Consider the following 25,720-nt stretch of genomic DNA (forward strand, 5'->3'; position numbering starts at 1 on the left):
GCTTCCTGCGGCCCTGAGCCACCGTCCGGGTCTTGCGGATCTCGAACATCGCACCCCTTGAGCTGGGGTGTTGCGACGATCGCTAGAACTCAAGCACGTCCGGGGGGCCTTCGCTCGCTGCCGGTCGTTACCGCCAGGCGCTCGCTGTCCGGTCAGACGGCCTCGACGACCGGCGCCGGCGCCGCGTCGGCGTTGTCCGCCGGGCCGTCCTCCGGCTTCTGCGGGCCGCCCCTGAGCGGCACCTCCTTGACGAAGAAGGCCGCCACCAGCACGGCCACCGCGATGATCGCGCCCAGCAGGAACGCCGAGTGGGTACCGGAGGACACCGCGTGCTGGTACGCCTCCCGCGCCGCCGGACGCAGCTTCCTCAGGCTGGCCGCGTCGAGCTGGGCGGACCGCTGGGTCACCTTGGCGCCCAGCGCGCCGGCCCGCTCGGCCATGACGTCCTGGACCCGGTGGTTGAACAGCGCGCCCATGACGGCGACACCGAAGGAGGAGCCGAGCGTACGGAAGAGGGTGGCGGACGAGGACGCCACGCCCATGTCCTTCATCTGCACGCTGTTCTGCGCGACCAGCATGGTGATCTGCATCAGACAGCCCATGCCGAGGCCGAGGACGGCCATGAACACCCCGGAGGTGAGCCGGGAGGTCCCCGTGTCCATCGTCGACAGCAGGTACAGGCCGGTGATCATCAGAACGCCGCCGGCGACCGGGAAGACCTTGTACCGGCCGGTGCTGGTGGTGACCCGCCCGGAGATCATCGAGGTCACCAGCATCGCGCCGAGCATCGGCAGGAGCAGCAGCCCGGAGTTGGTCGCGGACGCGCCCTGCACGGACTGCTGGTACAGCGGCAGGAAGAGCGTGGCGCCGAACATCACGAAGCCGGTGATGAAGCCGATGCCCGACATCAGCGTGAAGTTGCGGCTGCGGAAGATGTGCAGCGGCAGCACCGGCTCCGCGGCCTTGGTCTGCCAGAACACGAACCCGACCAGCGCGGCCACGCCGATGCCGATCAGCTCCATGATCCGCGCGGACGTCCAGGCGTACTCGCTCCCGCCCCAGGTGGTGACCAGCACGATCGAGGTGATGCCGACGGTCAGGAGCACGACGCCGAGGTAGTCGATACCGACCTTGGACCGCTTCTTCGGCAGGTGCAGCACGGCGCTGACCAGCGCGAGGGCGACGGCGCCCAGCGGCAGGTTGATGTAGAAGGACCAGCGCCAGCCCCAGTTGTCCGTGATGGTGCCGCCGACCAGCGGGCCGCCGATCATCGCGAGCGCCATGACACCGGCCATCATGCCCGTGTACTTGCCCCGTTCCCGCGGCGGTACGAGGTCGCCGATGATCGCCATGACGCCGACCATCAGACCGCCGGCGCCGAGCCCCTGAACGGCCCGGAACCCGATGAGCTCACCCATGTTCTGGGCCATGCCGCTGAGCGCGGAGCCGATCAGGAAGATCACGATCGAGGTGAGGAAGGTGGCCTTGCGGCCGTACATGTCGCCGAGCTTGCCCCAGATCGGGGTCGCCGCGGCGGTCGCCAGGGTGTACCCGGTCACCACCCACGACAGCTGCTCCAGGCCCCCCAGTTCACCCACGATCGTAGGCATCGCCGTGCCCACGATCATGTTGTCCAGCATCGCGAGCATCATCGCGATCATCAGAGCGAGCAGCACGACCCGCACGCTCCTGGGCTTTTTGCCCCCTGTGCCGTTGCTTTCCACGCCTGGTGCGCTCTCTGTGTCCGCCATCTATCCCACTCCCCCAGGACCGCTACTTACTTGCCGCCCGGCTAGTTCACTACACTGGGAAGGTAGCGATGTCACTAGCCGGTCGTCAAGTAAGTTTCCGCGGGAGCGCGAGGAGTACGAGGATGGGCGTCACCATGGACGGCACCAAGCAGCAGCGCCGCGGCAACACCCGCCAGCGCATCCAGGACGTGGCCCTCGAGCTCTTCGCCGAGCAGGGCTACGAGAAGACATCCCTGCGCGAGATCGCCGAGCGCCTGGACGTGACGAAGGCGGCGCTCTACTACCACTTCAAGACCAAGGAAGAGATCCTGGTCAGCCTCTTCGAGGACCTGACGCAGCCGATCCAGGACCTGATCGACTGGGGCGCGCGGCAACCGCACACACTGGAGACCAAGCAGGAGATCGTGCGGCGCTACAGCGAGGCTCTGGCCGGCGCCGAGCCGCTCTTCCGCTTCATGCAGGAGAACCAGGCGACGGTACGCGAACTGCGCATCGGCGACACCTTCAAGGACCGCATGCGCGGCCTGCGCGACATCATCGTCGACCCCGACGCGGCCCTCGTCGACCAGGTCCGCTGCGTCAGCGCCTTGTTCACGCTGCACGCGGGCATGTTCGTGCTGCAGGACGTCGTGGGCGACCCCGAGAAGAAGCGCGAGGCGGTTCTCGAGGTCGCCGTGGACCTGGTCACGCAGGCGCACCGGGGCGCCCGCGGCTCCTGAACGGGCTCAGACGGACACGCCCTTGGCGCGCAGGAAGGCGACCGGGTCGACCGCCGAGCCGTAGTTCGGGGTGGTACGGATCTCGAAGTGCAGGTGCGGGCCGGTGGAGTTGCCGGTGTTGCCGGACCGGGCGATGTGCTGACCGGTGGCGACGACCTGACCGATCTTGACGTCGATCCGCGAGAGGTGGGCGTACTGCGAGTACGTCCCGTTCCCGTGCTTGACGACGATGGCGTTGCCATAGGCGGGCCCGTCACCGGCGCCGTTGCCGCCGGCCTTGACCACGGTGCCGCCGTGCGCGGCGACGACATCGGTGCCGATCGGCACAGCGAAGTCCTGCCCGCTGTGCTTGGCCTGCCACAGGGCGCCGGCCTGGTTGAAGCCCGCGGACAGCGTGTACTTCTTCACCGGGTCGACCCAGCCGGCGGCGGACTTCGCGGCGGCGGTCGTCGTGGTGGCGGAGGCGGCCTGCGGGGTGGCGGCGCTCGCGACCCCGGCCCCCAGCACGACCGACGCGCCCACGCCTGCGGCCAGGGCGGCGACACGGGTGCGCAGAAGGGACGTACGGCGGGGAGTACGGGACGGGACGCGCTGGGACATCGAAACCTCGCGGGGTGGGGGACAGAAAGCCACCCGACGCGACTGGTGTCCGCGGGTGGGCCGTCCCTTGGTACCTCGGGGTCCCATTCACCCCAAAACAGCCTCACTACGGCCATCAGTAGTACTTAGCCGCAAAATGCCCCCCTTCTTGACAGGTCACAGGCCTGACATGACCTGCCGTTACCCTGTCCGCCAGATCCCACTATCTCCACTAGTAACGGACATATCGCCTGTGCGGCATATCACCGACCCGCAAGATCGACGGACGCCGAAATGTGACCGGCGCTACGCGGACGGGCGTTCACGTCGCACGGCGGACGCCTCCAAGGCGCGGAGCATCGGAACACTGGCCTCGGCGCAGGCAACAACCCGCCGGCCGTCACGGACTACTCGACGCTCTCGCCCACCGACCGCGAACTCGGCCCTGCGGAAGAGTGCTTGTCCCGTGTCGTCCAGGAGGCCACCGATCACGTCGGCCGCCGGGATCCGGCCCGCGAACCGAACGACGGGCTACGCTGACCGGCGTTCGGGCAAGAGAGACCGCACCATGCCTCGGGGGAACGACATGGAACCGACCGGCGCAGGCGTGAAGTTGGCGTCGAGTGTGATCACACCGCTCGTCAGGAAACTGTTCACGGCCGAGGGGCCGGGCGCCGGGCTCGTCGACAAGCCGGTCCGGCTATCCGGGCTCGTGTCGTTCAAGGGGGAGAAGAAGACCCTCACCTACGACGACCTGCGGAAGCTGGCGGACGAGCTGGTGCAGAGGGCGATGACGGGAGGTGAGCCTCCGGTCCCGGCCGAGCAGGTGGAGGCCGTCCAAGTGGCGGTGGCCCAGACCCTCCGCGCCTTGGGCGACCTCGACATGACCGACGTACAGGCCGTGGAACTCGGCCACGAAGCCCTCGCCCGGCGCCTGCGCGGCACTCCTGAGGGCCGGACCTTCACCTGCGTCCTCTCCTACGACGCATCCCTCTTCTACGAGCGTCTCCTCGACACCGCCTGCCTGCACATCCTGCACTTCTTCACGCAGCGCTCCACTTTTGTCGCCCGCACCCTCGTCGAACAGACCCGCCGCCAGGCGTCACTGATCGCCAAGGTCGACGAGCTGATCGCCCGCACGCCCCCAACCGGCGGCACCGACACCGCCTTCGAGCAGCGCTACCTCGCCTACATCGCGACCCGGCACAGCAAGCTCACCATCTACGGCATCGACCTCGTCAATTCCCCCGACCGCTGGCCCCTGGACGCCGCCTACCTCAGCCTCCAGGCCCTGGGCCCCGCCGAGGACGCCGAGGCGACCGGCCCCGACGGCCCGCGCATCGCCTCCGCGGCCACCGCGCTCCCCGCCGACCAGGCCCTCGCCGAGCACGACCGCGTGCTCCTCCGCGGGGTCGCCGGCTCCGGCAAGACCACGCTGGTGCAGTGGCTGGCGGTCACCGCGGCCCGGGGCGAGCGGGGTGACCGCATCCCCTTCGTCCTCCCCCTGCGTACCCTCGTCCGCCGTCCCGGCGGCCTTGCCGCCCCCGACGCCTTCCTGGCCGGCGTACGCGTCCCCTTTCACGCCGCCCAGCCGGACGGCTGGGCCGACCGGGTGCTGGTCGCCCGCCGCGGGCTGCTCCTCGTGGACGGCGTCGACGAGGTTCCGGAACGCGAGCGGGAACGGACCCGCCGCTGGCTGCGGGAGCTGCTGGAGGTGTATCCCGGCAACCAGTGGCTGGTCACCTCCCGACCCTCCGCCGTACGCGAGGACTGGCTCACCGCCGACGGCTTCACGGAGCTGGCCCTGACCCCGATGAGCCGGGACGACGTGGCCGCCTTCGTCGCCCGCTGGCACACCGCGGCCCGCGCCGACGCCCCGGAGACGGAACCCGACCGCCTCGACGGCTACGAGCGCACCCTCCTCGACGCCGTCCAGACCAAGCCCGACCTCGGCCGCCTCGCCACCAACCCCCTGATGTGCGGTCTGATCTGCGCCCTGCACCGCGACCGGCGCGGCTACCTCCCGCACGGCCGCCAGGAGTTGTACGACGCCGCGCTGTCGATGCTGCTCGCCCGCCGCGACGAGGAACGGGACATGTTCCCGGGCGACGACCGCGACGGTGGCATCCACCTCAGCGAACTCCCGCAGATCCAGCTGCTCCAGCGGCTCGCGTACTGGCTGATCCGCAACAACCAGTCCGAGATGGACCGCGAGCGGGCGGAACGGATCATCGCGGACGTCCTCCCGTCCCTGCCGGCCGCCGCCGCGCAGGGCGACGCCCGGCGCATCCTGAACCACCTGCTGGTCCGCAGCGGGCTGCTCCGCGAACCCGCCGCCGGCACCGTGGAGTTCGTCCACCGCACTTTCCAGGACTACCTGGGGGCCAAGGCGGCGGTGGAGGACGGGGATTTCGGACTGTTGGTGCGCGGCGCGGTGGACGAGCAGTGGGCGGATGTCGTGCGGATGGCGGTCGCGCACGCACGGCCTCGGGAGCGGGCCGAGCTGCTCGGGGAGCTGACCGAGTCGGCGAAGCGGCTGGAGGGCGCCGAGGGGACGCGGGTACGACTCCTCGCGCTGGCCTCGCTGGAGCATGCGACGCAGCTCGACCCCGGCGTCCGAGCCGCCGTGGAGCAGAACGCGGCCGCTCTCATCCCGCCCCGGACGACGGATGAGGCGCGTGCCGTGGCCTCGGCCGGGCCGCTCGCGCTGGAGCTGCTGCCCGGGCCGGAGGGTCTCAGCGACGAGGAAGCCCGGGCAGTCGTGATCACCGCCTCTCTCATCGGGACGGAGGCGGCGGTGCCGGTGCTGGCCCGCTTCCGGGACCACCCGGCGCTCATGGTGCGTGCCCAGCTGACCTGGACCTGGCACCGCTTCCCGGCACGTCGGTACGCGCGGGAAGTCATCGCCCATCTGCGGCCCGACGACCTCTTCTTCAGTGCGCATTCGGCGGAGCACCTGCGTCTGCTGCGGGGGCTGGGCGGACGGCAGGCCCTCCAGGTGCTGGGCGACGTCTCGGAGAGAGACCTGGGCGCCACGCTGCCGGACTCGGTGGCCTCCCTCAACCTTCACGCCAACCTGGAGTTGCAGGACCTGTCCTGCCTGTCGTCCCTCCACGGGCTCACGTACCTGGACCTCAGCTCGTGCCATCGCGTGGACAGCCTGGCCCCGGTGGCCCATCTGCCCTTGGGCTGGCTGTCCGTGACCAACTCTTACGGCCTGGAGTGGCCGGGGGCGCTTGCGCCACTCGACGGCCACGCGACTCTGCGTGCGCTCGACATCGGCACGACACTGCGCGCCGGCTCCCTCGACGAGGCCCTTCCACGCGGCGTGCCGCTGCGCTACCTGCGCCTGGCCAAGTCGGCCGTGCTCTACACCGGACTGCGCGGACTGCACCGGCTCCGGACGTTGAAGCAGCTGAGCCTGGCGGCCCTCGCCAGGGATCTGGACCCCGAGGACTTCGAGGAGATCGCCCGCCTGCCGGAACTGGTGGAGCTGCGTATCAACTGGGGAACCGTCGGCTGGGGCGGGCCGCCGCTGCCGCACGTCACCAAGCTGCGACTCAACCGTTTCACCGGAGACGAGGACATCGCCCACATCCTCCGCACGTTCCCCCACCTGCGCACGCTCGACATCGTTCCCGCCACCCCGAACGCGAAGATCCCTCCCGAAGTCCTCGCCGCTTTCCCCATTCCCCCCGCGGTCACCCCAGTTCACAGCACGGTGTGACGCACATCCCTGTACGCCTACCCTCCGGTAACCCTACGGTTCCCCTCGCGCCACCCTCACCGAAGATCATGCCCGTGACACAGGCAGACGAAGGCACCGTACGCACGCGTACGGACGTGAGAGGACCCCCACCGATGACCACACGCCCCTGGGCGCACCGCCTATCCGTCACCGCCGTCTCCGTGGCCGCCCTGGCGGCGACGGCCGCCCCGGCCGACGCGGCGACGACGAGCGGCACCGCCGCCACCGTGGACTACGCGACCTGGCAGAAGGACTGCCAGACGGTGATGGACCAGGCCCTGCCGTACCTGCAGCAGCGCATCGCGGCGGCCACGCCGGGCGAGAAGCAGGCGATCGTCTTCGACATCGACAACACCTCGCTGGAAACCGACTTCGGCTTCAGGTACCCGCAGCCGGCCAACAAGCCCGTCCTGAACGTCGCCGAGTACGCCCAGGAGCACGGCGTCTCGCTCTTCTTCGTCACCGCCCGCCCGGGCATCATCGCCGCGCCGACCGAGTACAACCTCGAGTACGACGGCTACGACGTCTCCGGCCTCTACGTCCGCGGCCTGTCCGACCTCTTCAAGAACGTCGCCGCCTACAAGACCGCCCAGCGCGTCGGCATCGAGAACAAGGGCTACACGATCATCGCGAACATCGGCAACAGCGCCACCGACCTGTCGGGCGGCCACGCCGAGAAGACGTTCAAGCTGCCGGACTACGACGGGCAGTTGTCGTAACGCCTCGCGGCATGCGAAAGGGGCCGGTGCTCGAGAGCACCGGCCCCTTTCAGGACCTCCGGGCGAACCCCCGGAGGGTCACGCGTCCTTGCTCAGGTTGGGCCCAGCCCCACCGGCCGCCTGCTCGATCGGCGGGACGTCCGGCAGTGCCGACTTCTCCTCACCCCGGAAGGTGAAGGTCTTGGTCTCGCCCTCGCCCTCGGTGTCCACGACCACGATGTGACCGGGGCGCAGCTCGCCGAAGAGGATCTTCTCCGACAGCGAGTCCTCGATCTCGCGCTGGATCGTGCGGCGCAGCGGCCGGGCGCCCAGCACGGGGTCGTAGCCCTTCTTGGACAGCAGCTCCTTGGCGGACTGGGAGAGCTCGATGCCCATGTCCCGGTCCTTGAGGCGCTCGTCCACCTTGCCGATCATCAGGTCGACGATCCGGAGGATGTCGGCCTGCGTCAGCTGCGGGAAGACGACCACGTCGTCGACGCGGTTGAGGAACTCGGGGCGGAAGTGCTGCTTGAGCTCGTCCGACACCTTGTTCTTCATGCGCTCGTAGTTGGTCTTCGTGTCGCCCGAGGCCGCGAAGCCCAGGTTGAAGCCCTTGGAGATGTCCCGGGTGCCGAGGTTGGTCGTCATGATGATGACCGTGTTCTTGAAGTCCACGACCCGGCCCTGGGAGTCGGTCAGGCGGCCGTCCTCCAGGATCTGCAGCAGCGAGTTGAAGATGTCCGGGTGGGCCTTCTCGACCTCGTCGAAGAGGACGACGGAGAACGGCTTGCGGCGGACCTTCTCGGTCAGCTGGCCGCCCTCTTCGTAGCCCACGTAGCCGGGGGGCGAACCGAAGAGACGCGAGACCGTGTGCTTCTCGCTGAACTCCGACATGTCGAGGGAGATCAGCGCGTCCTCGTCGCCGAAGAGGAACTCGGCGAGCGCCTTGGACAGCTCGGTCTTACCGACACCGGAGGGGCCGGCGAAGATGAACGAGCCACCGGGACGCTTCGGGTCCTTCAGACCGGCACGCGTACGGCGGATCGCCTTCGACAGCGCCTTGACGGCGTCGTTCTGGCCGATGACCCGCTTGTGGAGCTCGTCCTCCATGCGCAGCAGGCGGGAGGACTCCTCCTCGGTCAGCTTGAAGACCGGGATGCCCGTGGCCGTGGCGAGGACCTCGGCGATCAGCTCGCCGTCGACCTCGGCGACGACGTCCATGTCGCCGGCCTTCCACTCCTTCTCCCGCTTTGCCTTGGCGGCCAGGAGCTGCTTCTCCTTGTCGCGGAGGGAGGCGGCCTTCTCGAAGTCCTGCGAGTCGATCGCGGACTCCTTGTCGCGGCGGACACCGGCGATCTTCTCGTCGAACTCGCGCAGGTCCGGCGGCGCGGTCATCCGGCGGATCCGCATCCTCGATCCGGCCTCGTCGATCAGGTCGATCGCCTTGTCCGGCAGGAAGCGGTCCGAGATGTACCGGTCGGCCAGGGTGGCGGCCTGGACCAGCGCCTCGTCCGTGATGGAGACGCGGTGGTGCGCCTCGTAGCGGTCACGCAGACCCTTGAGGATCTCGATCGTGTGCGGCAGGGACGGCTCGGCGACCTGGATGGGCTGGAAGCGGCGCTCGAGGGCCGCGTCCTTCTCCAGGTGCTTGCGGTACTCATCCAGCGTGGTCGCGCCGATGGTCTGCAGCTCACCGCGCGCCAGCATCGGCTTCAGGATCGAGGCGGCGTCGATGGCGCCCTCGGCGGCACCCGCACCGACCAGCGTGTGCAGCTCGTCGATGAACAGGATGATGTCGCCGCGGGTGCGGATCTCCTTGAGGACCTTCTTCAGGCGCTCCTCGAAGTCACCGCGGTACCGGGAGCCGGCGACCAGCGCGCCGAGGTCCAGGGTGTAGAGGTGCTTGTCCTTGAGGGTCTCGGGCACCTCGCCCTTGACGATGGCCTGGGCGAGGCCCTCGACGACGGCGGTCTTGCCGACGCCGGGCTCACCGATCAGAACCGGGTTGTTCTTCGTACGGCGGGACAGCACCTGCATGACCCGCTCGATCTCCTTCTCGCGCCCGATGACCGGGTCGAGCTTGGACTCACGAGCGGCCTGGGTGAGGTTCCGGCCGAACTGGTCGAGGACCAGGGACGTCGAGGGGGTGCCCTCGGCAGGCCCGCCGGCGGTGGCGGTCTCCTTGCCCTGGTAACCGGAGAGCAGCTGGATCACCTGCTGCCGCACGCGGTTCAGATCTGCGCCCAGCTTGACCAGGACCTGGGCGGCGACGCCCTCGCCCTCACGGATCAGGCCGAGCAGGATGTGTTCCGTGCCGATGTAGTTGTGGCCCAGCTGAAGGGCCTCGCGGAGCGACAGCTCCAGGACCTTCTTGGCACGGGGGGTGAAGGGAATATGCCCGGACGGGGCCTGCTGGCCCTGGCCGATGATCTCCTCCACCTGCTGGCGGACCGCCTCGAGCGAAATCCCGAGGCTCTCAAGGGCCTTGGCGGCGACACCCTCACCCTCGTGGATCAGGCCCAGGAGGATGTGCTCGGTGCCGATGTAGTTGTGGTTGAGCATCCGGGCTTCTTCCTGAGCCAGGACGACAACCCGCCGCGCGCGGTCGGTGAACCTCTCGAACATCGTTAATCGCTCCTCAGAGCGGTCAGGCAGTGGGGGGAACTTCCCCTCCCTGTCCTTCCGCAGCTTAGTCCCGCAAGCGGGGACCGCTCATTCCAACTGCCGACACCGTCGATGGCCTCCTGACCCCGAACGCCGACATCTGCTCCAACCCGATGGTGCGAGACGATGTTCCCGCAGGCCAGGCCGTTACCCCTCTCGCCAGTACGCCCATGGCGAACGTGAGACGCCCTGTCCTGCGTGTCGCCCCCTCCCACTAGGGATGTCTTACCCGTGCGCACGGACAGTCCATGCCGCGCGCACCCCTTCCCTCCGCTATGGGCGAACAACCTTGCGCCTCCCCGCACCCCCAAGCGCCCCCTCGGCGGGCACTGCGCGCAGCCATCGAGACACCCAGCGTAACCCGCGCGCCGCTTCGGCGGTTGCGCTTGGCATGGTTGGCACCGTCCCCGTGACACCCGCGCTCCCCCTTCCCCGTCGACCGTTCGACCCGAACACGCGGATCTCCCGGAATGCCTTGGATGATCCGAATACGCAGAACGCCCGGAATGATCGAATTGATCAGAATGGCGGGAATTCCGAGACGGCCCGGATCCGGCACTGGTACGAGAACGAACTGGGCTGGGAAACAGTGCCCGGAGAGCCGGTACGGCTCGTCACCGGCCTCCGGTTCGACGTCCTGGACGTGCCGGCCGAGGCGGGCGTGGCGGCGCTCAGGCGCCTGGGGCCGGGCTCACCGGTGGCGGTGCGGGGCGACCGGATGCGGCTGCTGGTGGCCGCGGGCAGCGCGGAGGAGCTGCCCGGGCTGCTGGACTGGCTGGAGTGGGGCGCGCTGGCGCTGGATCTCGTGGCGCTGGGCGCGGACGGGCACATGGAGGCGCCGGCGCCTCCCGAGCCGGCCTCCACCGGAGCCCGACCGCTTCCCCGGGGCGCTTTTGGTGCCGTGGCCGTCCCGGGCGCCTTGCAGGGGGCCGCCGTGTGGCTGCGGCCCCCCGAGCCGGGGTGCGAGGTCGAGACCTCGCTGCCGACGCTGTCGGCCCTGGGGGGCGATGCGGGCGCCCCTGATCTCGTGCGACTCGTGGACACGCTGGCAACGCAGTGTCACCGAGTCCGGCTGCGGCGCGCGTGCGCTCAGCCGTTGGCCTTCTCGTAGGCCTCGCGGATGGACGCGGGAACACGGCCGCGGTCGTTGACCTCGTAGCCGTTCTCCTTCGCCCAGGCGCGGATCTGCGCGGTGTCCTGGCTGCCGCCCGCCGCGGCACGGGTCTTTCCACGCCCGCCCGCGGAACGGCCACCGGTGCGACGGCCGCCCTTCACATAGGGCTCGAGAAGGCCGCGCAGCTTGTCCGCGTTGGCGGTCGTGAGATCGATCTCGTACGTCTTGCCGTCCAGCGCGAACGTCACGGTCTCGTCCGCCTCGCCGCCGTCGAGGTCGTCGACAAGAAGGACCTGAACCTTCTGTGCCACCGGATTTCCTTTCATCGATAACGTTTGGGCCGGGGGGTCTTGCGGCGTCCGCCGTTTCGCCGCCCCCTGTTATATGCAGTACTGCAGTACGTCGGAAAGCAAACCGCTTTTGCCGGAAAAACACAAACCCCCGGGAGAGACCCAGGGGTCACCCTCGACCGGAAACATGCGCGTTTCGGACATAGGGCGCGTGGGCAACGCCGAGCGACTGGAAGCAACCGGAATACCGGCGAAGCCCGATGATCACAGATGCAGAAGCATCCGGCTGTTGCCCAAGGTGTTCGGTTTCACTCGTTCGAGGCCCAGGAACTCCGCGACGCCCTCGTCATAGGAACGCAACAGCTCCGCGTAGACATCGGTGTCGACGGGTGTCTCGCCGATCTCCACGAAGCCGTGCTTCCCGAAGAAGTCCACTTCGAAGGTCAGGCAGAAAACGCGTCGAACACCGAGCCAGCGGGCGGTCTCCAGCAACTTCTCCAGCAACCGGTGGCCCACACCGGCGCCCTTCAGGCCGGGCTTCACCGCCAGAGTGCGCACTTCCGCGAGGTCTTCCCACATCACGTGCAGTGCCCCGCAGCCGACCACCTCGGCGTTGTCGTCGCGTTCCGCGACCCAGAACTCCTGGATGTCCTCGTAAAGAGTCACGGTCGCTTTGTCGAGCAGGATGCCACCGCGGACGTACGCGTCAAGGAGTCGGCGCACGGCCGGGACATCGCTGGTCCTCGCCCGCCGGACGGTGATGGCTTTCGGGGTGACTTCGGGGCGCTCTGCTGACATGAGCGGACGCTATCGCCCACTGCCGTCCGGCACGGAGCCGGGGTTCTCCTCTTCGGGGGTTTCGGGGCCCTGGACGATGCGTACGGCGTCCCGCAGGGCCTGGCGCTGTTCGTCGCTCATCATCCCGAAGAAGGCGACGAGAGCGGCGGCCGGGTTGTCGCTCTGCGACCAGGCGTCGTTCATCAGGGCGGCGGCGTACGCGGCACGCGTGGAGACGGCCTCATATCGATAGGCCCGGCCTTCCGCCTCGCGGCGCACCCAGCCCTTCTGATGGAGATTGTCCAAAACGGTCATCACCGTGGTGTAGGCGATGGACCGTTCCTGCTGAAGGTCTTCCAGGACTTCTCGAACGGTCACCGGGCGGTTCCACTTCCACACCCTCGTCATGACCGCGTCTTCGAGTTCTCCCAATGGGCGAGGCACAACTCAGAACAATAGTGGGAGATCCCGGCAATGGCGTGGCGGACGTGCCCCTTCAACAACAAACATGAACAAAAAGGGCGCACGACTCACGCGCCGTGTGCGGGCGTGAGCCGTACGCCACTTCCAGGCGGGGCCTCAGGCGTCGGTGCCCGCGGAGGCCTTCCGGGTGCCCTCCGCGCGCGCGAGCGCCGCGTCGACGGCCGCGTCCTCCTTGGCCTTGGCGCCCCCGCCCTGGGTCTTCACGATCACCCTGACCACACCGATGAAGAAGATGGCCATGACGACCGGGGGCACGAGCGCGGAGACGTAGTCCATGCCTCCAGAGTAGCCACGGGGCGCCGCCCGGAGCGGCAGGGGTGGGCTCAGACGGCGGCGAGCCGCTGGGGCGGCTCTTCGCGTGGCGGGGCCGGCTTCCGGCGCGGGAAGACCTCGCCCGGGGTCGGGATGGGCCGGGACGGCCGGGGCGGGACGGGCTCGGCGGCCGGGCGCTCGGCCGGCTTGCGGGGCGTGGGCTTGTCCTCGGGCTCGTCGGCATCACCGGCGGACCGGCCACCCGGGAGCGCCCGCAGCGGCATACGACAGGCAGGCACGGCGGCCTGGGCGAGCGCCCGGCATTTCCGCAGGAGGGCCGCCGCGACGGGGTTCCCACGCAGGGCCCCGAGCGCGGCCAGGTCATCGGGCGTCGGCCGGTGCCCGGCACCCAGCGCCTCCTCCAGGAGCGCTAGGTACCCGGCGACCGCGCCGGGCAGCGCGGCCCGGTACCGACCGAGATCGGCCGCCAGAAAGGCACGCATCCGAGCCCCCTCGCGCATCGCCTCGTCGAGCGACTCGGCAAGCCGGAAACAGTCCTGAACGTCTTCGGCCGGGGCCGGGCCGGTTTGAACGGCAAGGGCGAGAGCGCGGCGGAGCACACGCAGCTCCTCCACACCGAACGCCATGCCGCCGCGGGATCCGTATGGCGTGGGCATGCGCCGACGATACGCGCTAATCAGACAAACTCGGCATAGGGGGCGGGTGTGGCGCGGGGCCACCACCCGGGCGGCCCTCCCCTGGGGGCCAGGGGTCCAGCCCCAGGGACCCGCCTCACATCCGCGACATGTTCCGCTCGTACACCAACCGCAGCCCCACCAGCGTCAACCACGGCTCATGCTCGTCGATGACCGACGACTCGCCCAGCACCATCGGCGCCAGCCCACCCGTCGCGATCACGGTCACCTCGTCCGGATCGCCGGCCAGCTCCCGCGCCATCCGGCTCACCACGCCGTCGACCTGCCCGGCGAACCCGTACACGATCCCCGCCTGCATCGCCTCGACCGTGTTCTTCCCGATCACACTCCGCGGCCGGGCCACCTCGATCTTCCGCAGCTGCGCGCCCTTGACGCCCAGCGCCTCGACCGAGATCTCGATACCCGGCGCGATGACCCCACCGACGTACTCCCCGCGCGCGGACACCGCGTCGAACGTCGTAGCCGTACCGAAGTCCACGACGATCGCCGGCCCGCCGTACAGCTCGACCGCGGCCACCGCGTTGATGATCCGGTCCGCCCCGACCTCCTTGGGGTTGTCGGTGAGGATCGGCACCCCCGTCTTCACCCCGGGCTCGACCAGCACCGCCGGCACGTCGCCGTAGTACCGCCGCGTCACCTCGCGCAGCTCGTGCAGCACGGACGGCACGGTCGCGCAGATCGCGATGCCGTCGATGCCGTCCCCGAGCTCTTCGCCGAGCAGCGGGTGCATGCCCATCAGGCCCTGCAGCAGCACCGCCAGCTCGTCCGCCGTACGGCGCGCGTCCGTCGAGATCCGCCAGTGTTCGACGATGTCCTCACCGTCGAACAGGCCCAGAACGGTGTGCGTGTTGCCCACGTCGATCGTGAGGAGCATGGCCGTTACTCCGCCTCGCGCAGGTCCAGGCCGATGTCCAGGATCGGCGAGGAGTGGGTCAGGGCTCCCACGGCGAGGAAGTCGACGCCGGTGCCGGCGTAGGCCCGGGCGTTGTCCAGGGTCAGCCGGCCCGACGCCTCCAGCAGCGCCCGCCCCCCGACGATCGCCACCGCCTCCTCGCACTCCATCGGCGTGAAGTTGTCCAGCAGGATCAGGTCGGCGCCCGCGTCCACGACCTCGCGCAGCTGGTGCAGGGTGTCGACCTCGACCTCGATCGGCACCTCCGGGAAGGCCTCCCGCACGGCCTTGAAGGCCTGGGCGACCCCGCCCGCGGCGACGACGTGGTTGTCCTTCACCAGGGCGGCGTCCGACAGCGACATGCGGTGGTTCACCCCGCCACCGCACCGGACCGCGAACTTCTCCAGCGCCCTGAGGCCCGGCGTCGTCTTGCGGGTGTCGCGCACCCTCGCCTTGGTGCCCTCCAGCATGTCCGCCCACGCGCGCGTGGCGGTCGCGATGCCCGACAGGCGGCACAGCAGGTTGAGCGCGCTGCGCTCGGCGGTGAGCAGGTCACGCGTGCGCGTGGTGACCGACAGAAGCTTCTGCCCGGCCGCCACCCGGTCGCCGTCCTCGACGTGCCGCTCGACCTCGAACTCGTCGGAGCAGACCACGGAGACCACGGCCTCGGCGATCCGCAGGCCCGCCACCACGCCCGCCTCGCGCGCGGTGAAGTCGGCGGTGGCCACCGCGTCCTCGGGGATGGTCGCGACCGTCGTCACGTCCACGCCGTGGGCGAGGTCCTCCTGGATGGCCACATGGGCGATGTCCTCGACCTCGACCGGGTCGAGCCCGGCGTCGGCCAGGAGCTGCGCGAGGGCGGGGTCGAGCCCGCACTCGAAGTATTCCTCGTCGCCGTCCGCGCCACAGGCGCAGCCGTCGCCGCAGCCGCCGGACGGGGCGAGGGGAAGGTCGGGGGTGCTCACGTGACTCACTGCTCCTGGGGACGCTGGTGCTGCCGGGTAGGGGGGAAGTCTGCGGTGTCGGTGGTGCGTACGGCCAGCGTCCGGTCCGGATTGAGCCGTACGACGATGTGGCGGCGCCAGTTCGCGTCGTCGCGGTCGGCCCGGTCCTCGCGCCAGTGGCAGCCGCGGGTCTCCTCGCGCAGCCGCGCGGCGGCGACCAGCACGCGGGCCACGCACAGGAGGTTGGTGGCCTCCCAGGTGTCGACGCCGGGCTCGGCGGTCTTGCCGTTCTCGTCGAGGGCGTCGCGGGCCTCGGAGTGCAGCCGCTGGAGCTGGTCGGCGGCCTTGGCCAGCGAGTCCGCCGAGCGCAGGACGCCCGCGCCCTCGGTCATGATCCGCTGGATGGCGAAGCGGGCCTCGGGGACGAGCAGGGGGTGGGCCGGCTTCTCGGGGTACGGGACGGGCGCGGGCACGCGCGCGTGTAGGCCGTCGTCCGCGTGGCTCGCGGCGATGTCGGCGGCGATGCGCTCGGCGTAGACCAGGCCCTCCAGGAGGGAGTTGGAGGCGAGCCGGTTGGCGCCGTGCACGCCGGTGCAGGCGACCTCGCCGCACGCGTACAGGCCGGGGACGGTCGTCCGGCCGTGGGAGTCGGTGCGCACGCCGCCGGAGGCGTAGTGGGCGGCCGGGGCGACCGGGACGGGCTCGGTGACCGGGTCGATGCCATGGGCGCGGCAGGCGGCCAGGATCGTCGGGAAGCGGTGCTCCCACATCTCGGCGCCGAAGTGCCGGGCGTCGAGGAACATGTGCTCGGCGTCCTGCTCCTGCATCCGCCGCATGATGCCCTTGGCGACGATGTCCCGGGGCGCCAGCTCGGCCAGCTCGTGCTGGCCGACCATGAAGCGCACGCCGTCGCCGTCGACCAGGTGGGCGCCCTCGCCGCGCACCGCCTCGGAGACCAGGGGCTGCTGGCCCTCGGCGTCCGCGCCGAGGAACAGCACGGTGGGGTGGAACTGCACGAACTCCAGGTCGGAGACCTCCGCGCCCGCGCGGAGCGCGAGGGCCACGCCGTCGCCCGTCGACACGGACGGGTTGGTGGTGGCGGAGAAGACCTGGCCCATGCCGCCGGTCGCGAGGACCACCGCGGGCGCGTGCACGGCGCCCACACCGTCGTGCTGGCCCTCGCCCATCACGTGCAGGGTGACGCCCGCGGTGCGGCCGTCGGCGTCCGTGAGCAGGTCCAGGACGAGTGCGTTCTCGACCGTACGGAGGCCACGCGCGCGTACGGCCTCGACGAGGGCCCGGGAGATCTCCGCGCCGGTCGCGTCGCCGCCGGCGTGCGCGATACGGCGGCGGTGGTGGCCGCCCTCGCGGGTGAGCTCGATGTCGCCCTCTTCGTCGGTGTCGAAGTGGGCGCCGGTGGAGATCAGCCGCCGTACGGCGTCGGGACCTTCGGTGACGAGGATCCGTACGGCCTCCTCGTCGCACAGGCCCGCCCCCGCCACCAGGGTGTCGTCCAGGTGCTGCTCGGGGGTGTCGCCCTCGCCCAGGGCCGCGGCGATGCCGCCCTGCGCCCAGCGGGTGGAGCCGTCGTCGAGGCGGGCCTTGGTGACGACGACCGTCGTCAGGCCCGCCGCCTCGCAGCGCAGGGCCGCGGTGAGGCCGGCCACTCCGGAGCCGACGACCACCACGTCCGCGGAGATGGACCACCCGGGGGCGGGGGCGTGCAGTCGTATGCCTGTGCTGGTCACGAGGCGGCTCCGAAGGTTCCGAAGGTGAGGGGGAGGTTGTCGATCAGCCGGGTCGTCCCGACCCGGGCGGCGACGGCGAGGACGGCCTCGCCGGTGAAGTCGTCGCCGATCTCGGTGAAGTCGGACGGGTCGACCAGCGCGAGGTAGTCCAGTTGGAGCGGCGGGTCGAGGCGGGCGGCCTCGTCGAGGACCTGGCGGGCCGCCGCGCGGACGGCCGCCGGACCACCGGGCGCGGCCTTGGCGACGGCGTGCGCGTCGGCCGCCGCGCGGGACTCCCCTATGGCGCTGAGCGCCTCGGCACGCGCACGCGTGGCGGGCACGACGCGGGCCCGCGCGCGCAGCGCCTCCTGGGCGGCGTGCCGGTCGCGGCCCGCGAACAGGGCCTGGGACAGGGCCAGGGCCGTGCGCCGTTCCTGGGGCGAGAGGTAGCGGTTGCGGCTGGACAGGGCCAGGCCGTCGTCCTCGCGCACGGTCGGTACGGCGACGATCTCGACGCCGAAGTTCAGGTCCCGCACCATGCGGCGGATCAGGGCCAGCTGCTGGGCGTCCTTCTGGCCGAACAGGGCCACGTCGGGGCGGGTGAGGTGCAGCAGCTTGGCGACGACGGTGAGCACGCCGTCGAAGTGCCCGGGGCGGGAGGCGCCCTCCAGGCGCTCGCCCATGGGGCCCGCGGAGATGCGCACCTGGGGCTCACCGCCCGGGTAGACCTCGTCGACGGAGGGTGCGAAGACGGCGTCGGCGCCGGACTGCTCGGCGAGCTTGAGGTCGGCGTCGAGGGTGCGCGGATAGCGGTCGAGGTCCTCGCCGGCGCCGAACTGCAGCGGGTTGACGAAGACGGTGACGACGACCTCGCCGTCCGGCCCGGCGATCTCGCGCGCGGTGCGGATCAGCGTGGCGTGGCCCTCGTGCAGGGCGCCCATGGTCATCACGACGGCGCGGCGACCGTGACGCACACGCGCGTGCAGCTCGTCGGCGGTGCTCAGCAGGGCGGCGGTCATCGCAGGTCTCCGTTCCCGGGCGCGCACGTCGTCGGGCGGCCCTCCTTCGCGGTCGTGAGCCCGGCCCCGGTCATCGGGCGTCTCCGTCGGCGCCGTCGGTGCCGTCGGCTCCGGTGGTTCCCGTGACCCCGTCGGCGAGTACCCCGAGGAGGTCCTCGGCGAGTTCCGGCTTCAGCAGGCCGTGGGCGAGCGCGCGGTCGGCGGTCGCGCGGGCCATCGCCAGGTAGCCGGCGACGGTCTGCGGGGCGTGCGCGCGCAGTTCGGCGACGTGCGCGGCGACGGTGCCCGCGTCCCCGCGCGCGACGGGCCCGGTCAGCGCCGCGTCGCCGGAGCGCAGGGCGTTGTCCAGGGCCGCGCCGAGCAGCGGGCCGAGCATCCGGTCGGGGGCCTCGACACCGGCCGTGCGCAGCAGCTCCATGGACTGGGCGACCAGCGTGACCAGGTGGTTGGCGCCCAGGGCGAGGGCGGTGTGGTAGAGCGCGCGGTTCTCCTCGGCGATCCACTCCGGCTCGCCGCCCATCTCGATCACGAGGGCCTCGGCGGCCAGCCGCAGCTCCTCGGGCGCGGTGACGCCGAAGGAGCACCCGGCGAGCCGCTGGACGTCGACGGGGGTGCCGGTGAACGTCATGGCGGGGTGCAGGGCCAGCGGCAGCGCGCCCGCGCGCAGGGCGGGGTCCAGCACCTTCGCGCCGTACCGGCCGGAGGTGTGCACGAGGAGCTGGCCCGGCCGCACGGCGCCGGTCTCGGCGAGACCCGTCACCAGGCCGGGCAGGGTGTCGTCCGGGACGGTGAGCAGGACCAGGTCGGCGCGCTGGAGGACCTCGGCGGGCGGCACGACCGGCACGTCCGGCAGCAGCAGCGCGGCCCGCCGCCTGGAGGTGTCGGAGACGGCGGAGACGGCCACCGGGCGGTGCCCGGCGAGCTGGAGGGACGCGGCGAGCGCGGGACCCACGCGGCCGGCGCCGACGACGCCGACGGTGAGCCGCGCGGGGCGGTCCTTGGAGTCTTGCTGGTGGACTGTAGTCACGCGACGGAGGCCTTCCCGTTCCAGTCCGCTCTGGGTACCGGACGATTTCTCGTCATGTTAACGCGATCGGGTCGAGGGGCGGTTGGTTGTCCACAGGCTGTGAGTTTCCGTACGACGTTCCCGGCGGCTTTCCGGGGCGCGTCCCGGGCCGGAGATCCGGTGCCCGCCGAAGCCGGGGCGCGGCATGATCCCGGGCATGAGCGATACAGCGGAACAGGGCGAAGAGCGGTCGGCCCGGGAGCGGTTGCGGGAGCGCCGGGTGGCCGCCTTCCGGCAGGCCGGGCGCGTGCTGTCGCGCGGGGGCTTCCGGACCACGATCGGGGAACGGCTGGCGCGTCTGCAGGAGGCGGCCCTCCAGGTGTACGACCTGGACGAGCCGGCGGACATGTACGGCAACGGGGTGGTGGCCGCCCTGGAGGACCGGGTCGCCGACCTGCTGGGCACGGAGGCCGCCGCGTTCTTTCCGAGCGGCACGATGGCCCAGCAGGTGGCCCTGCGCTGCTGGGCGGGCCGCACCGGCGACCCGGCCGTCGCCCTGCACGCGCTGGCGCACCCCGAGGTGCACGAGCGGAACGCGTTCCGTGAGGTCAGCGGCTTGCGGCCGGTCCGTGTAACCGGCGAGCCCCGGCTCCCCACGGCTGAGGAGATACGCGACTTCGAGGAGCCGTTCGGGACGCTGATGCTCGAACTGCCCCTGAGGGACGCCGGTTTCGTCCTGCCCACCTGGGAGGAGCTCACCGAGGTCGTGGCGGCGGCGCGGGAGCGCGACGCGGTGGTGCACTTCGACGGCGCGCGCCTGTGGGAGTGCACCGTCCACTTCGGGCGCTCCCTGGACGAGATCGCGGGCCTGGCGGACAGCGTCTACGTGTCGTTCTACAAGTCCCTCGACGGCTTCGGCGGCGCCGCGCTCGCCGGACCCCGGACGCTGGTGGAGGAGGCGAGGACCTGGCGGCACCGGTACGGCGGGATGGTCTTCCAGCAGTTCCCCACGGCGCTGTCGGCGCTCGCCGGACTGGAGCGGGAGCTGCCCCGGCTGCCGGAGTACGTGCGCCACGCGCGCGTGGTGGCCGCCGCGCTGCGCGAGGGCTTCGCCGTGGCCGGCGTGCCCTGGGCGCGCGTCCACCCCGAGGAGCCGCACACACACGAGTTCCAGGTGTGGCTGCCGTACGAACCGGACGTGCTGGCGGAGGCGGCGGTGCGGCAGGCCGAGGAGACGGGGACGCTGCTGTTCGCCGTCGGCTGGCTCCGCGGCGGGCCGGGGCTGGCCTTCACCGAGATCACCGTCCGCGCCGCGGGCCTGGAGTGGACGGCCGCCGACGTGAAGGCGGCGGTCGCGGACTTCGTGGCCCGGCTGCCGGAGGGGGCGTAGCCACAGGACCGGGCACGGGGGCGCGACAGCCTCAGTCGAGGCGGATGTGCCGCAGCCCCACGCCCACCTGACGCAGCCGGGTCCGCAGTACGCCCTCGCGGTTGGGGCGCAGGGTGAGCCCGGCCAGGACGGCGATGCGGTCCGCCGTCTTCGGCACGGTGGAGCGGTCCGTCCACAGGTGCTCGGCGAACTCGGACTCGCGCAGCCGCTGAAGGCAGTGGTCGAGCTGACTCACCGCCCAGGTCTCCCGGCCCAGCCCCGCGTTCTTCCCGCCGACGAACTGCAGGAGGTGCCCGAAACCGCGCTCGCGCAGCCGCTTCAGGACGGTCTCGCGTTCGGCGAGCAGCGTGAAGTGCCGTACGTCGTGGCCGAGTTCGCGCAGGCGGCCGACGGTCTCGGCGAAGCAGCCGGAGTCGGTGACCGTCATGGGGGCGATGACCACGCCGTCGTGCCTGGTGAGGGCGAGGTCGAGGACCTCGACCACGCCCTGCCGCCAGGACGCCAGGTCCTGGAAGTTTCCGCGCAACTCGGGCGGGAGCATGCGGCGCAGGCCGAAACCGGCGTGCTCGGGGTCGCAGATGACGCTGCCGGGCAGGCGGCGCTGTATCTCGTGTGCGGTCTGTGTCTTGCCGCCTCCGAAGGGGCCGTTGATCCACAGGAGCATGCGCCGACCCTACCGACGCCCGCCGGGCCGCCGGGGGCGGTCAGCCGAGTCCGCCGGCCCGGACGAGCCCCGTCTCGTAGGCCAGAACCACCACCTGCACCCGGTCCCTGAGGCCCAGCTTGGTCAGGATGCGGCCCACGTGGGTCTTCACGGTCGCCTCGGACAGCACCAGCCGGGCGGCGATCTCACCGTTCGACAGGCCCTGGGCGACCAGGATCATGACCTCGCGTTCACGGTCGGTGAGCCGCTCCAGCTCCTTGTGCCGGGGCTCCTTGCCCGCGGAGGGCAGCATGGGCGCGAAGCGGTCCAGCAGGCGGCGGGTGGTGGAGGGCGCGACGACCGCGTCGCCGCTGTGCACGGAGCGGATGGCGGTGAGCAGGTCGCCGGGCGGCACGTCCTTGAGCATGAAGCCGGAGGCGCCCGCCTTCAGCCCGGAGAAGGCGTACTCGTCGAGGTCGAAGGTGGTCAGGATCAGCACCTTCGGCGGGTCGGGCTCCGAGCAGATGCGCCGGGTGGCCTCCACACCGTCCAGCTTCGGCATGCGCACGTCCATCAGGATCACGTCGACCGCGGCGGAACGCAGCACCTGGAGGGCCTCGACGCCGTCGCCCGCCTCCGCGACGACCTCCATGTCCGGCTGGGCGGCGAGCACCATCCGGAACCCGGTGCGCAGCAGCACCTGGTCATCGACGAGCATCACGCGGATCGCCATTGGTCCTCTTCCGTTTCCGTCTTTTCACAGGGGCAGGGCCGTGCCAGGTGTCAGCAGGGGGCGTACGTCGGCGTCAGTGCGCCGGCTTGAGCGGCAGCAGGGCGCTGATGCGGAAGCCTCCCCCGGGGCGGGGGCCCGCGTCCAGGGTGCCGCCGACCATGCCGACCCGCTCGCGCATGCCGATCAGGCCGTGGCCCTGGCCGTCGGCGCCGCCCTCCTCGTACAGCTCGTGCGGGGCGCCCTTGCCGTCGTCCTCGACGAGCAGGCCGAGCCCGTCGTCGAAGTAGACCAGCCGCACGCTCGCGCCCGCGTTCGGTCCACCGTGCTTGCGGGTGTTGGTCAGTGCCTCCTGCACGATGCGGTACGCGGTGAGCTCGACACCGCTGGGCAGCGGGCGCGGGGTCCCCTCGACCTTGAAGTCGACGGGCAGGCCGGAGCTGCGGCACTGCTCGATCAGGTCGTCGATCTGCTCGACGTCGGGCTGCGGGACGTACTCGCCGCTCTCCTGGTGCTCCCCGGTGCGCAGCACGCCCAGCAGGCGGCGCATCTCGGCGAGGGCCTGGCGGCCGGTGGAGGAGATCGTCTCCAGGGCCTTCTTCGCCTGGTCGGGCGCGGCGTCGAGGACGTACGCGGCGCCGTCGGCCTGCACCACCATCACCGAGACGTTGTGCGCGACCACGTCGTGCAGCTCGCGCGCGATCCGGGCGCGCTCGGCGGCGACCGCCACCTTGGCCTGCGCCTCGCGCTCCTTCTCCAGGCGCGAGGCGCGCTCCTCCAGTTGCGCGAAGTAGGCGCGGCGGGTGCGCATGGAGTCGCCGAGCACCCACGCCAGGGCGAACGGCACCGTCTGGAACACCACTATCGCGACGTGCGAAAGGACGCTCCGCTCAGGGTCCGGCCAGCGGATCTGCGCCAGGGTCGCCGCGCACAGGGCCGCGGTCAGCGCCAGCCGTGAGGCCCAGCGGTCGCCGATCGTCGCGACCGTGTAGACGATCACCAGCATGGCGAAGTCGGCGACGGTCGTCTCGACGTCGAGGATCAGCTGGGCCAGTCCGGTCGCGGCGGCCAGCAGCAGCATCGGCTCCGGAAAGCGGCGGCGCAGTGCGACGACCACGCTCAGGACGGCGGAGACGGCCAGCCCCGCGGCGACCGATCCGTGATGGTCGGGCGCCCCGTTGACGCTGGTCACGCTCACGCCGGAGATCCCGAACAGGACGACGGCCCAGAAGGCGTCGACCCGCGTCGGGTGCCTGCGGAGGAAGTCATAGAGGCGCTGCACGTAACCCAGAGTAGGGAAACGTGGAGTGTGCAGGGGTCAACCGGAGGGGCGATCCGTCCCCGGCACGCATACTCCGCAAGGTGGAGGGCGTGATCACCTGTGTGCCTAGTCTGTCCCGGTGACCGATGAGAACACCGGTGGGTGGCGGGGCTGGCGGGCGGCCACCGAGGCGGCCCTGTACGGGCCGGGCGGCTTCTACCGGCGGCCCGAGGGACCGGCCGGCCACTTCCGTACGTCCGTCCACGCGTCGCCGCTGTTCGCGGGAGCCGTGGCGCGGCTGCTGTGCCGGGTGGACGAGGCACTGGGGCGGCCCGGGACGCTGGACTTCGTCGACATGGGGGCCGGGCGGGGCGAGCTGGTCGCGGGCGTGCTCGCCGCGCTGCCCGCCGACGTGGCCGCCCGCGCGCGCGGGTACGCCGTCGAGCTGGCCGGTCGCCCGGCGGGGCTCGACGACCGGATCACCTGGCTGAGCGAACCTCCCGAGGGGATCCACGGGCTGCTGTTCGCCAACGAGTGGCTGGACAACGTGCCCGTCGACGTAGCGGAGGTGGACGCGGAGGGCGTGCCCCGGCTGGTGCTCGTACGGGAGGACGGGCGCGAGCGGCTGGGTGAGCCGGTGTCGGGGGCGGAGGCCGGGTGGCTCGCGCGGTGGTGGCCGTTGCCGCCCGAGGAGGGGCTGCGCGCGGAGATCGGGCTGCCCAGGGACGCCGCGTGGGCGTCGGCCGTCGCGCGGGTCGAGCGAGGGCTGGCGGTCGCCGTCGACTACGCGCACACGGCGGGCGCGCGCCCTCCGTTCGGGACGCTCACCGGCTTCCGGGAGGGACGCGAGACGGCGCCCGTACCGGACGGGTCGTGCGACATCACGGCGCATGTGGCCCTGGACGCGTGCGCGGGGCATCCCACGGCGCGCACACTCCCGGGCGCCCGCCTGCTCACCCAACGAGACGCGCTGCGCGCCCTGGGCCTCGAGGGCGCACGCCCCCCGCTCGCACTCGCGTCCAGCAACCCCACGGAGTACGTACGCGCCCTCGCGGGTGCCGGCGAGGCCGCCGAGCTCACCGCGCCGGGCGGGCTCGGCGACTTCGGGTGGCTGCTGCAGCCCGTGGGAATCCCGGACGTACCCGATCTATTTGTCGATGTCCCCGACCACGAAGAACAGTGAGCCCAGGATCGCCACCATGTCCGCCACCAGCGTCCCCGGCAGCAGCTCGGTCAGCGCCTGGATGTTGTTGTAGGAGGCGGAGCGCAGCTTCAGCCGGTACGGCGTCTTGTCGCCCTTGCTGACCAGGTAGTAGCCGTTGATCCCCAGGGGGTTCTCGGTCCACGCGTACGTGTGGCCCTCGGGTGCCTTCAGGACCTTGGGGAGCCGCTGGTTGATCGGGCCGGGAGGCAGGTCGGCGAGGCGGTCCAGGCAGGCGTCGGCCAGGTCCAGCGCGTTGTGGGTCTGCGCCAGGAGGCACTCGAAGCGGGCGAGGCAGTCGCCCTCCTGCCGGGTGACGACCTGGAGGACGTCCTGCAGCTCCCCGTACGCCAGGTACGGCTCGTCACGGCGCAGGTCGAAGTCGACGCCCGAGGCGCGCGCGATGGGACCGCTGACGCCGTACGCGTGCACGTGCTCCGGTGCGAGTACGCCCACGTCCCGCGTGCGGCCCCGGAAAATCTCGTTGCCGAGGACCAGGTCGTCGAAGACGTCCATGCGCGAGCGCACGGCGGCGACGGCGCCGCGCGCGCGTGCGGCCCAGCCGGCCGGCAGGTCCTCCTTCAGGCCGCCGACGCGGTTGAACATGTAGTGCATGCGCCCGCCGGAGACCTCCTCCATGACGTTCTGGAGCACCTCGCGCTCCCGGAACGCGTAGAAGACCGGGGTGATGCCGCCCAGCTCCAGCGGGTAGGAGCCGAGGAACATCAGGTGGTTGAGCACCCGGTTCAGCTCGGCCAGCAGCGTGCGCGTCCACACCGCGCGCTCGGGGACCTCCATGCCGAGCATCCGCTCCACGGCGAGCACCACACCCAGCTCGTTGGAGAAGGCCGACAGCCAGTCGTGGCGGTTGGCGAGCACGACGATCTGGCGGTAGTCGCGCGCCTCGAAGAGCTTCTCCGCGCCCCGGTGCATGTAGCCGATCACCGGTTCCGCGCACAGGATGCGCTCGCCGTCCAGCACGAGCCTGAGCCGCAGCACGCCGTGCGTGGACGGGTGCTGTGGCCCGATGTTCAGCACCATGTCGGTGCTCTCCGCGGCACCGCCGATACCGACCGTGGTCTCCGTCGCGGGAGTCACAGGAGTCATGGACGTCAT

The 25,720-nt window shown here is 71.2% G+C and carries 23 protein-coding genes; 6 read left to right on the forward strand and 17 right to left on the reverse strand.

Features of this window, described 5'->3' with window-relative positions; genetic code table 11:
* Positions 1 to 152: 152 nt before the first annotated feature.
* Complete coding sequence (locus tag ACIBBH_RS37990; protein WP_399412801.1) at positions 153 to 1,751, reverse strand: MDR family MFS transporter; 1,599 nt, start codon at positions 1,749 to 1,751, stop codon at positions 153 to 155.
* Positions 1,752 to 1,873: 122 nt separating this feature from the next.
* Here ACIBBH_RS37990 and ACIBBH_RS37995 point away from each other — a divergent pair, with 122 nt between their 5' ends.
* The gene (locus tag ACIBBH_RS37995) at positions 1,874 to 2,470 is read left to right on the forward strand and encodes a TetR/AcrR family transcriptional regulator (RefSeq protein WP_399412803.1); all 597 of its coding nucleotides are present in this window, start codon (positions 1,874 to 1,876) and stop codon (positions 2,468 to 2,470) included.
* Between the two features lie 6 nt (positions 2,471 to 2,476).
* Here ACIBBH_RS37995 and ACIBBH_RS38000 read toward each other — a convergent pair whose 3' ends face one another.
* A complete protein-coding gene (locus ACIBBH_RS38000) occupies positions 2,477 to 3,070 on the reverse strand; it encodes a M23 family metallopeptidase (RefSeq protein ID WP_399412805.1) in 594 nt (197 codons plus the stop codon).
* Positions 3,071 to 3,635: 565 nt separating this feature from the next.
* Between ACIBBH_RS38000 and ACIBBH_RS38005 the strand changes: the two genes are divergently transcribed.
* Together ACIBBH_RS38005 and ACIBBH_RS38010 are read left to right on the forward strand one after the other, a co-directional pair.
* Positions 3,636 to 6,776 carry an NACHT domain-containing protein gene (locus tag ACIBBH_RS38005; RefSeq protein WP_399412807.1) on the forward strand — a complete coding sequence of 1,047 codons (3,141 nt, stop codon included), beginning with the start codon at positions 3,636 to 3,638 and terminating at the stop codon, positions 6,774 to 6,776.
* A 134-nt stretch (positions 6,777 to 6,910) separates the two neighbouring features.
* Entirely contained in the window at positions 6,911 to 7,516 is a 606-nt protein-coding gene (locus ACIBBH_RS38010) for an HAD family acid phosphatase (RefSeq protein WP_399412809.1), read from the forward strand.
* A 78-nt stretch (positions 7,517 to 7,594) separates the two neighbouring features.
* Here the strand turns inward: ACIBBH_RS38010 and ACIBBH_RS38015 are convergent, their stop codons facing one another.
* Positions 7,595 to 10,120, reverse strand: a complete 2,526-nt coding sequence (locus ACIBBH_RS38015) for an ATP-dependent Clp protease ATP-binding subunit (RefSeq protein ID WP_399412811.1) — start codon at positions 10,118 to 10,120, stop codon at positions 7,595 to 7,597.
* A gap of 430 nt (positions 10,121 to 10,550) precedes the next feature.
* Between ACIBBH_RS38015 and ACIBBH_RS38020 the strand changes: the two genes are divergently transcribed.
* Positions 10,551 to 11,270 (forward strand): SCO3374 family protein, encoded by a 720-nt coding sequence (locus tag ACIBBH_RS38020; protein ID WP_399412813.1) that lies wholly within the window; start codon positions 10,551 to 10,553, stop codon positions 11,268 to 11,270.
* On the opposite strand, the gene ACIBBH_RS38025 is transcribed toward ACIBBH_RS38020, so the two are convergent.
* The 10 genes from ACIBBH_RS38025 to ACIBBH_RS38070 all read right to left on the reverse strand — a co-directional run bounded on the left by ACIBBH_RS38025 (position 11,249) and on the right by ACIBBH_RS38070 (position 19,400).
* A complete protein-coding gene (locus tag ACIBBH_RS38025; protein ID WP_399412815.1) occupies positions 11,249 to 11,584 on the reverse strand; it encodes an Lsr2 family protein in 336 nt (111 codons plus the stop codon). The genes ACIBBH_RS38020 and ACIBBH_RS38025 overlap by 22 nt on opposite strands.
* Before the next feature lie 243 nt (positions 11,585 to 11,827).
* Positions 11,828 to 12,361: an amino-acid N-acetyltransferase gene (locus ACIBBH_RS38030; RefSeq protein ID WP_399412817.1), complete on the reverse strand. Its 534-nt coding sequence runs from the start codon at positions 12,359 to 12,361 to the stop codon at positions 11,828 to 11,830.
* A 9-nt stretch (positions 12,362 to 12,370) separates the two neighbouring features.
* On the reverse strand, positions 12,371 to 12,772 hold the full coding sequence (locus tag ACIBBH_RS38035; protein WP_399412819.1) for a BlaI/MecI/CopY family transcriptional regulator: 402 nt from the start codon (positions 12,770 to 12,772) through the stop codon (positions 12,371 to 12,373).
* A gap of 147 nt (positions 12,773 to 12,919) precedes the next feature.
* Positions 12,920 to 13,099, reverse strand: coding sequence for a hypothetical protein (locus tag ACIBBH_RS38040; protein ID WP_399412821.1), 180 nt, complete (start codon positions 13,097 to 13,099; stop codon positions 12,920 to 12,922).
* 47 nt (positions 13,100 to 13,146) lie between these two features.
* Positions 13,147 to 13,752: a hypothetical protein gene (locus ACIBBH_RS38045; RefSeq protein WP_399412824.1), complete on the reverse strand. Its 606-nt coding sequence runs from the start codon at positions 13,750 to 13,752 to the stop codon at positions 13,147 to 13,149.
* 115 nt (positions 13,753 to 13,867) lie between these two features.
* Complete coding sequence (locus ACIBBH_RS38050) at positions 13,868 to 14,665, reverse strand: type III pantothenate kinase (protein ID WP_399412826.1); 798 nt, start codon at positions 14,663 to 14,665, stop codon at positions 13,868 to 13,870.
* Positions 14,666 to 14,670: 5 nt separating this feature from the next.
* Entirely contained in the window at positions 14,671 to 15,648 is a 978-nt protein-coding gene (gene nadC / locus ACIBBH_RS38055) for a carboxylating nicotinate-nucleotide diphosphorylase (RefSeq protein WP_399412829.1), read from the reverse strand.
* 5 nt (positions 15,649 to 15,653) lie between these two features.
* A complete protein-coding gene (locus tag ACIBBH_RS38060) occupies positions 15,654 to 17,375 on the reverse strand; it encodes an L-aspartate oxidase (protein WP_399412831.1) in 1,722 nt (573 codons plus the stop codon).
* Entirely contained in the window at positions 17,372 to 18,373 is a 1,002-nt protein-coding gene (gene panC / locus ACIBBH_RS38065) for a pantoate--beta-alanine ligase (RefSeq protein WP_399412833.1), read from the reverse strand. Before panC ends, ACIBBH_RS38060 begins: the two co-directional genes overlap by 4 nt.
* Before the next feature lie 70 nt (positions 18,374 to 18,443).
* Entirely contained in the window at positions 18,444 to 19,400 is a 957-nt protein-coding gene (locus tag ACIBBH_RS38070; protein WP_399412835.1) for a Rossmann-like and DUF2520 domain-containing protein, read from the reverse strand.
* Between the two features lie 196 nt (positions 19,401 to 19,596).
* Between ACIBBH_RS38070 and ACIBBH_RS38075 the strand changes: the two genes are divergently transcribed.
* Positions 19,597 to 20,769 carry a threonine aldolase family protein gene (locus ACIBBH_RS38075; protein ID WP_399412837.1) on the forward strand — a complete coding sequence of 391 codons (1,173 nt, stop codon included), beginning with the start codon at positions 19,597 to 19,599 and terminating at the stop codon, positions 20,767 to 20,769.
* Between the two features lie 31 nt (positions 20,770 to 20,800).
* Here the strand turns inward: ACIBBH_RS38075 and ACIBBH_RS38080 are convergent, their stop codons facing one another.
* The 3 genes from ACIBBH_RS38080 to ACIBBH_RS38090 all read right to left on the reverse strand — a co-directional run bounded on the left by ACIBBH_RS38080 (position 20,801) and on the right by ACIBBH_RS38090 (position 23,424).
* Positions 20,801 to 21,433 (reverse strand): AAA family ATPase, encoded by a 633-nt coding sequence (locus ACIBBH_RS38080; protein WP_399412839.1) that lies wholly within the window; start codon positions 21,431 to 21,433, stop codon positions 20,801 to 20,803.
* A gap of 40 nt (positions 21,434 to 21,473) precedes the next feature.
* Positions 21,474 to 22,145 carry a response regulator gene (locus ACIBBH_RS38085; RefSeq protein WP_399412841.1) on the reverse strand — a complete coding sequence of 224 codons (672 nt, stop codon included), beginning with the start codon at positions 22,143 to 22,145 and terminating at the stop codon, positions 21,474 to 21,476.
* A 73-nt stretch (positions 22,146 to 22,218) separates the two neighbouring features.
* Positions 22,219 to 23,424 (reverse strand): sensor histidine kinase, encoded by a 1,206-nt coding sequence (locus ACIBBH_RS38090; protein ID WP_399412843.1) that lies wholly within the window; start codon positions 23,422 to 23,424, stop codon positions 22,219 to 22,221.
* A 118-nt stretch (positions 23,425 to 23,542) separates the two neighbouring features.
* Between ACIBBH_RS38090 and ACIBBH_RS38095 the strand changes: the two genes are divergently transcribed.
* Positions 23,543 to 24,586 (forward strand): SAM-dependent methyltransferase, encoded by a 1,044-nt coding sequence (locus tag ACIBBH_RS38095; RefSeq protein ID WP_399412845.1) that lies wholly within the window; start codon positions 23,543 to 23,545, stop codon positions 24,584 to 24,586.
* On the opposite strand, the gene ACIBBH_RS38100 is transcribed toward ACIBBH_RS38095, so the two are convergent.
* The gene (locus tag ACIBBH_RS38100) at positions 24,551 to 25,702 is read right to left on the reverse strand and encodes an NADH-quinone oxidoreductase subunit D (protein ID WP_399412900.1); all 1,152 of its coding nucleotides are present in this window, start codon (positions 25,700 to 25,702) and stop codon (positions 24,551 to 24,553) included. The genes ACIBBH_RS38095 and ACIBBH_RS38100 overlap by 36 nt on opposite strands.
* Positions 25,703 to 25,720: the final 18 nt, after the last annotated feature.

This window comes from Streptomyces sp. NPDC051636 (genome assembly GCF_044453765.1).
In the GTDB taxonomy this organism is placed as follows: Bacteria; Actinomycetota; Actinomycetes; order Streptomycetales; family Streptomycetaceae; genus Streptomyces.

What these genes read in the sequence shown, in the direction of transcription:
- ACIBBH_RS38010 (WP_399412809.1), top strand. Translation starts at nt 6,911, where the DNA reads ATGACCACACGCCCCTGGGCGCACCGCCTATCCGTCACCGCCGTCTCC.
- ACIBBH_RS38015 (WP_399412811.1), bottom strand. Translation starts at nt 10,120, where the DNA reads ATGTTCGAGAGGTTCACCGACCGCGCGCGGCGGGTTGTCGTCCTGGCT.
- ACIBBH_RS38000 (WP_399412805.1), bottom strand. Translation starts at nt 3,070, where the DNA reads ATGTCCCAGCGCGTCCCGTCCCGTACTCCCCGCCGTACGTCCCTTCTG.
- ACIBBH_RS37995 (WP_399412803.1), top strand. Translation starts at nt 1,874, where the DNA reads ATGGGCGTCACCATGGACGGCACCAAGCAGCAGCGCCGCGGCAACACC.
- ACIBBH_RS38075 (WP_399412837.1), top strand. Translation starts at nt 19,597, where the DNA reads ATGAGCGATACAGCGGAACAGGGCGAAGAGCGGTCGGCCCGGGAGCGG.
- ACIBBH_RS38020 (WP_399412813.1), top strand. Translation starts at nt 10,551, where the DNA reads ATGGTTGGCACCGTCCCCGTGACACCCGCGCTCCCCCTTCCCCGTCGA.
- panC (WP_399412833.1), bottom strand. Translation starts at nt 18,373, where the DNA reads ATGACCGCCGCCCTGCTGAGCACCGCCGACGAGCTGCACGCGCGTGTG.
- ACIBBH_RS37990 (WP_399412801.1), bottom strand. Translation starts at nt 1,751, where the DNA reads ATGGCGGACACAGAGAGCGCACCAGGCGTGGAAAGCAACGGCACAGGG.
- ACIBBH_RS38085 (WP_399412841.1), bottom strand. Translation starts at nt 22,145, where the DNA reads ATGGCGATCCGCGTGATGCTCGTCGATGACCAGGTGCTGCTGCGCACC.
- ACIBBH_RS38080 (WP_399412839.1), bottom strand. Translation starts at nt 21,433, where the DNA reads ATGCTCCTGTGGATCAACGGCCCCTTCGGAGGCGGCAAGACACAGACC.
- ACIBBH_RS38030 (WP_399412817.1), bottom strand. Translation starts at nt 12,361, where the DNA reads ATGTCAGCAGAGCGCCCCGAAGTCACCCCGAAAGCCATCACCGTCCGG.
- ACIBBH_RS38040 (WP_399412821.1), bottom strand. Translation starts at nt 13,099, where the DNA reads ATGGACTACGTCTCCGCGCTCGTGCCCCCGGTCGTCATGGCCATCTTC.
- ACIBBH_RS38045 (WP_399412824.1), bottom strand. Translation starts at nt 13,752, where the DNA reads ATGCCCACGCCATACGGATCCCGCGGCGGCATGGCGTTCGGTGTGGAG.
- ACIBBH_RS38050 (WP_399412826.1), bottom strand. Translation starts at nt 14,665, where the DNA reads ATGCTCCTCACGATCGACGTGGGCAACACGCACACCGTTCTGGGCCTG.
- ACIBBH_RS38005 (WP_399412807.1), top strand. Translation starts at nt 3,636, where the DNA reads ATGGAACCGACCGGCGCAGGCGTGAAGTTGGCGTCGAGTGTGATCACA.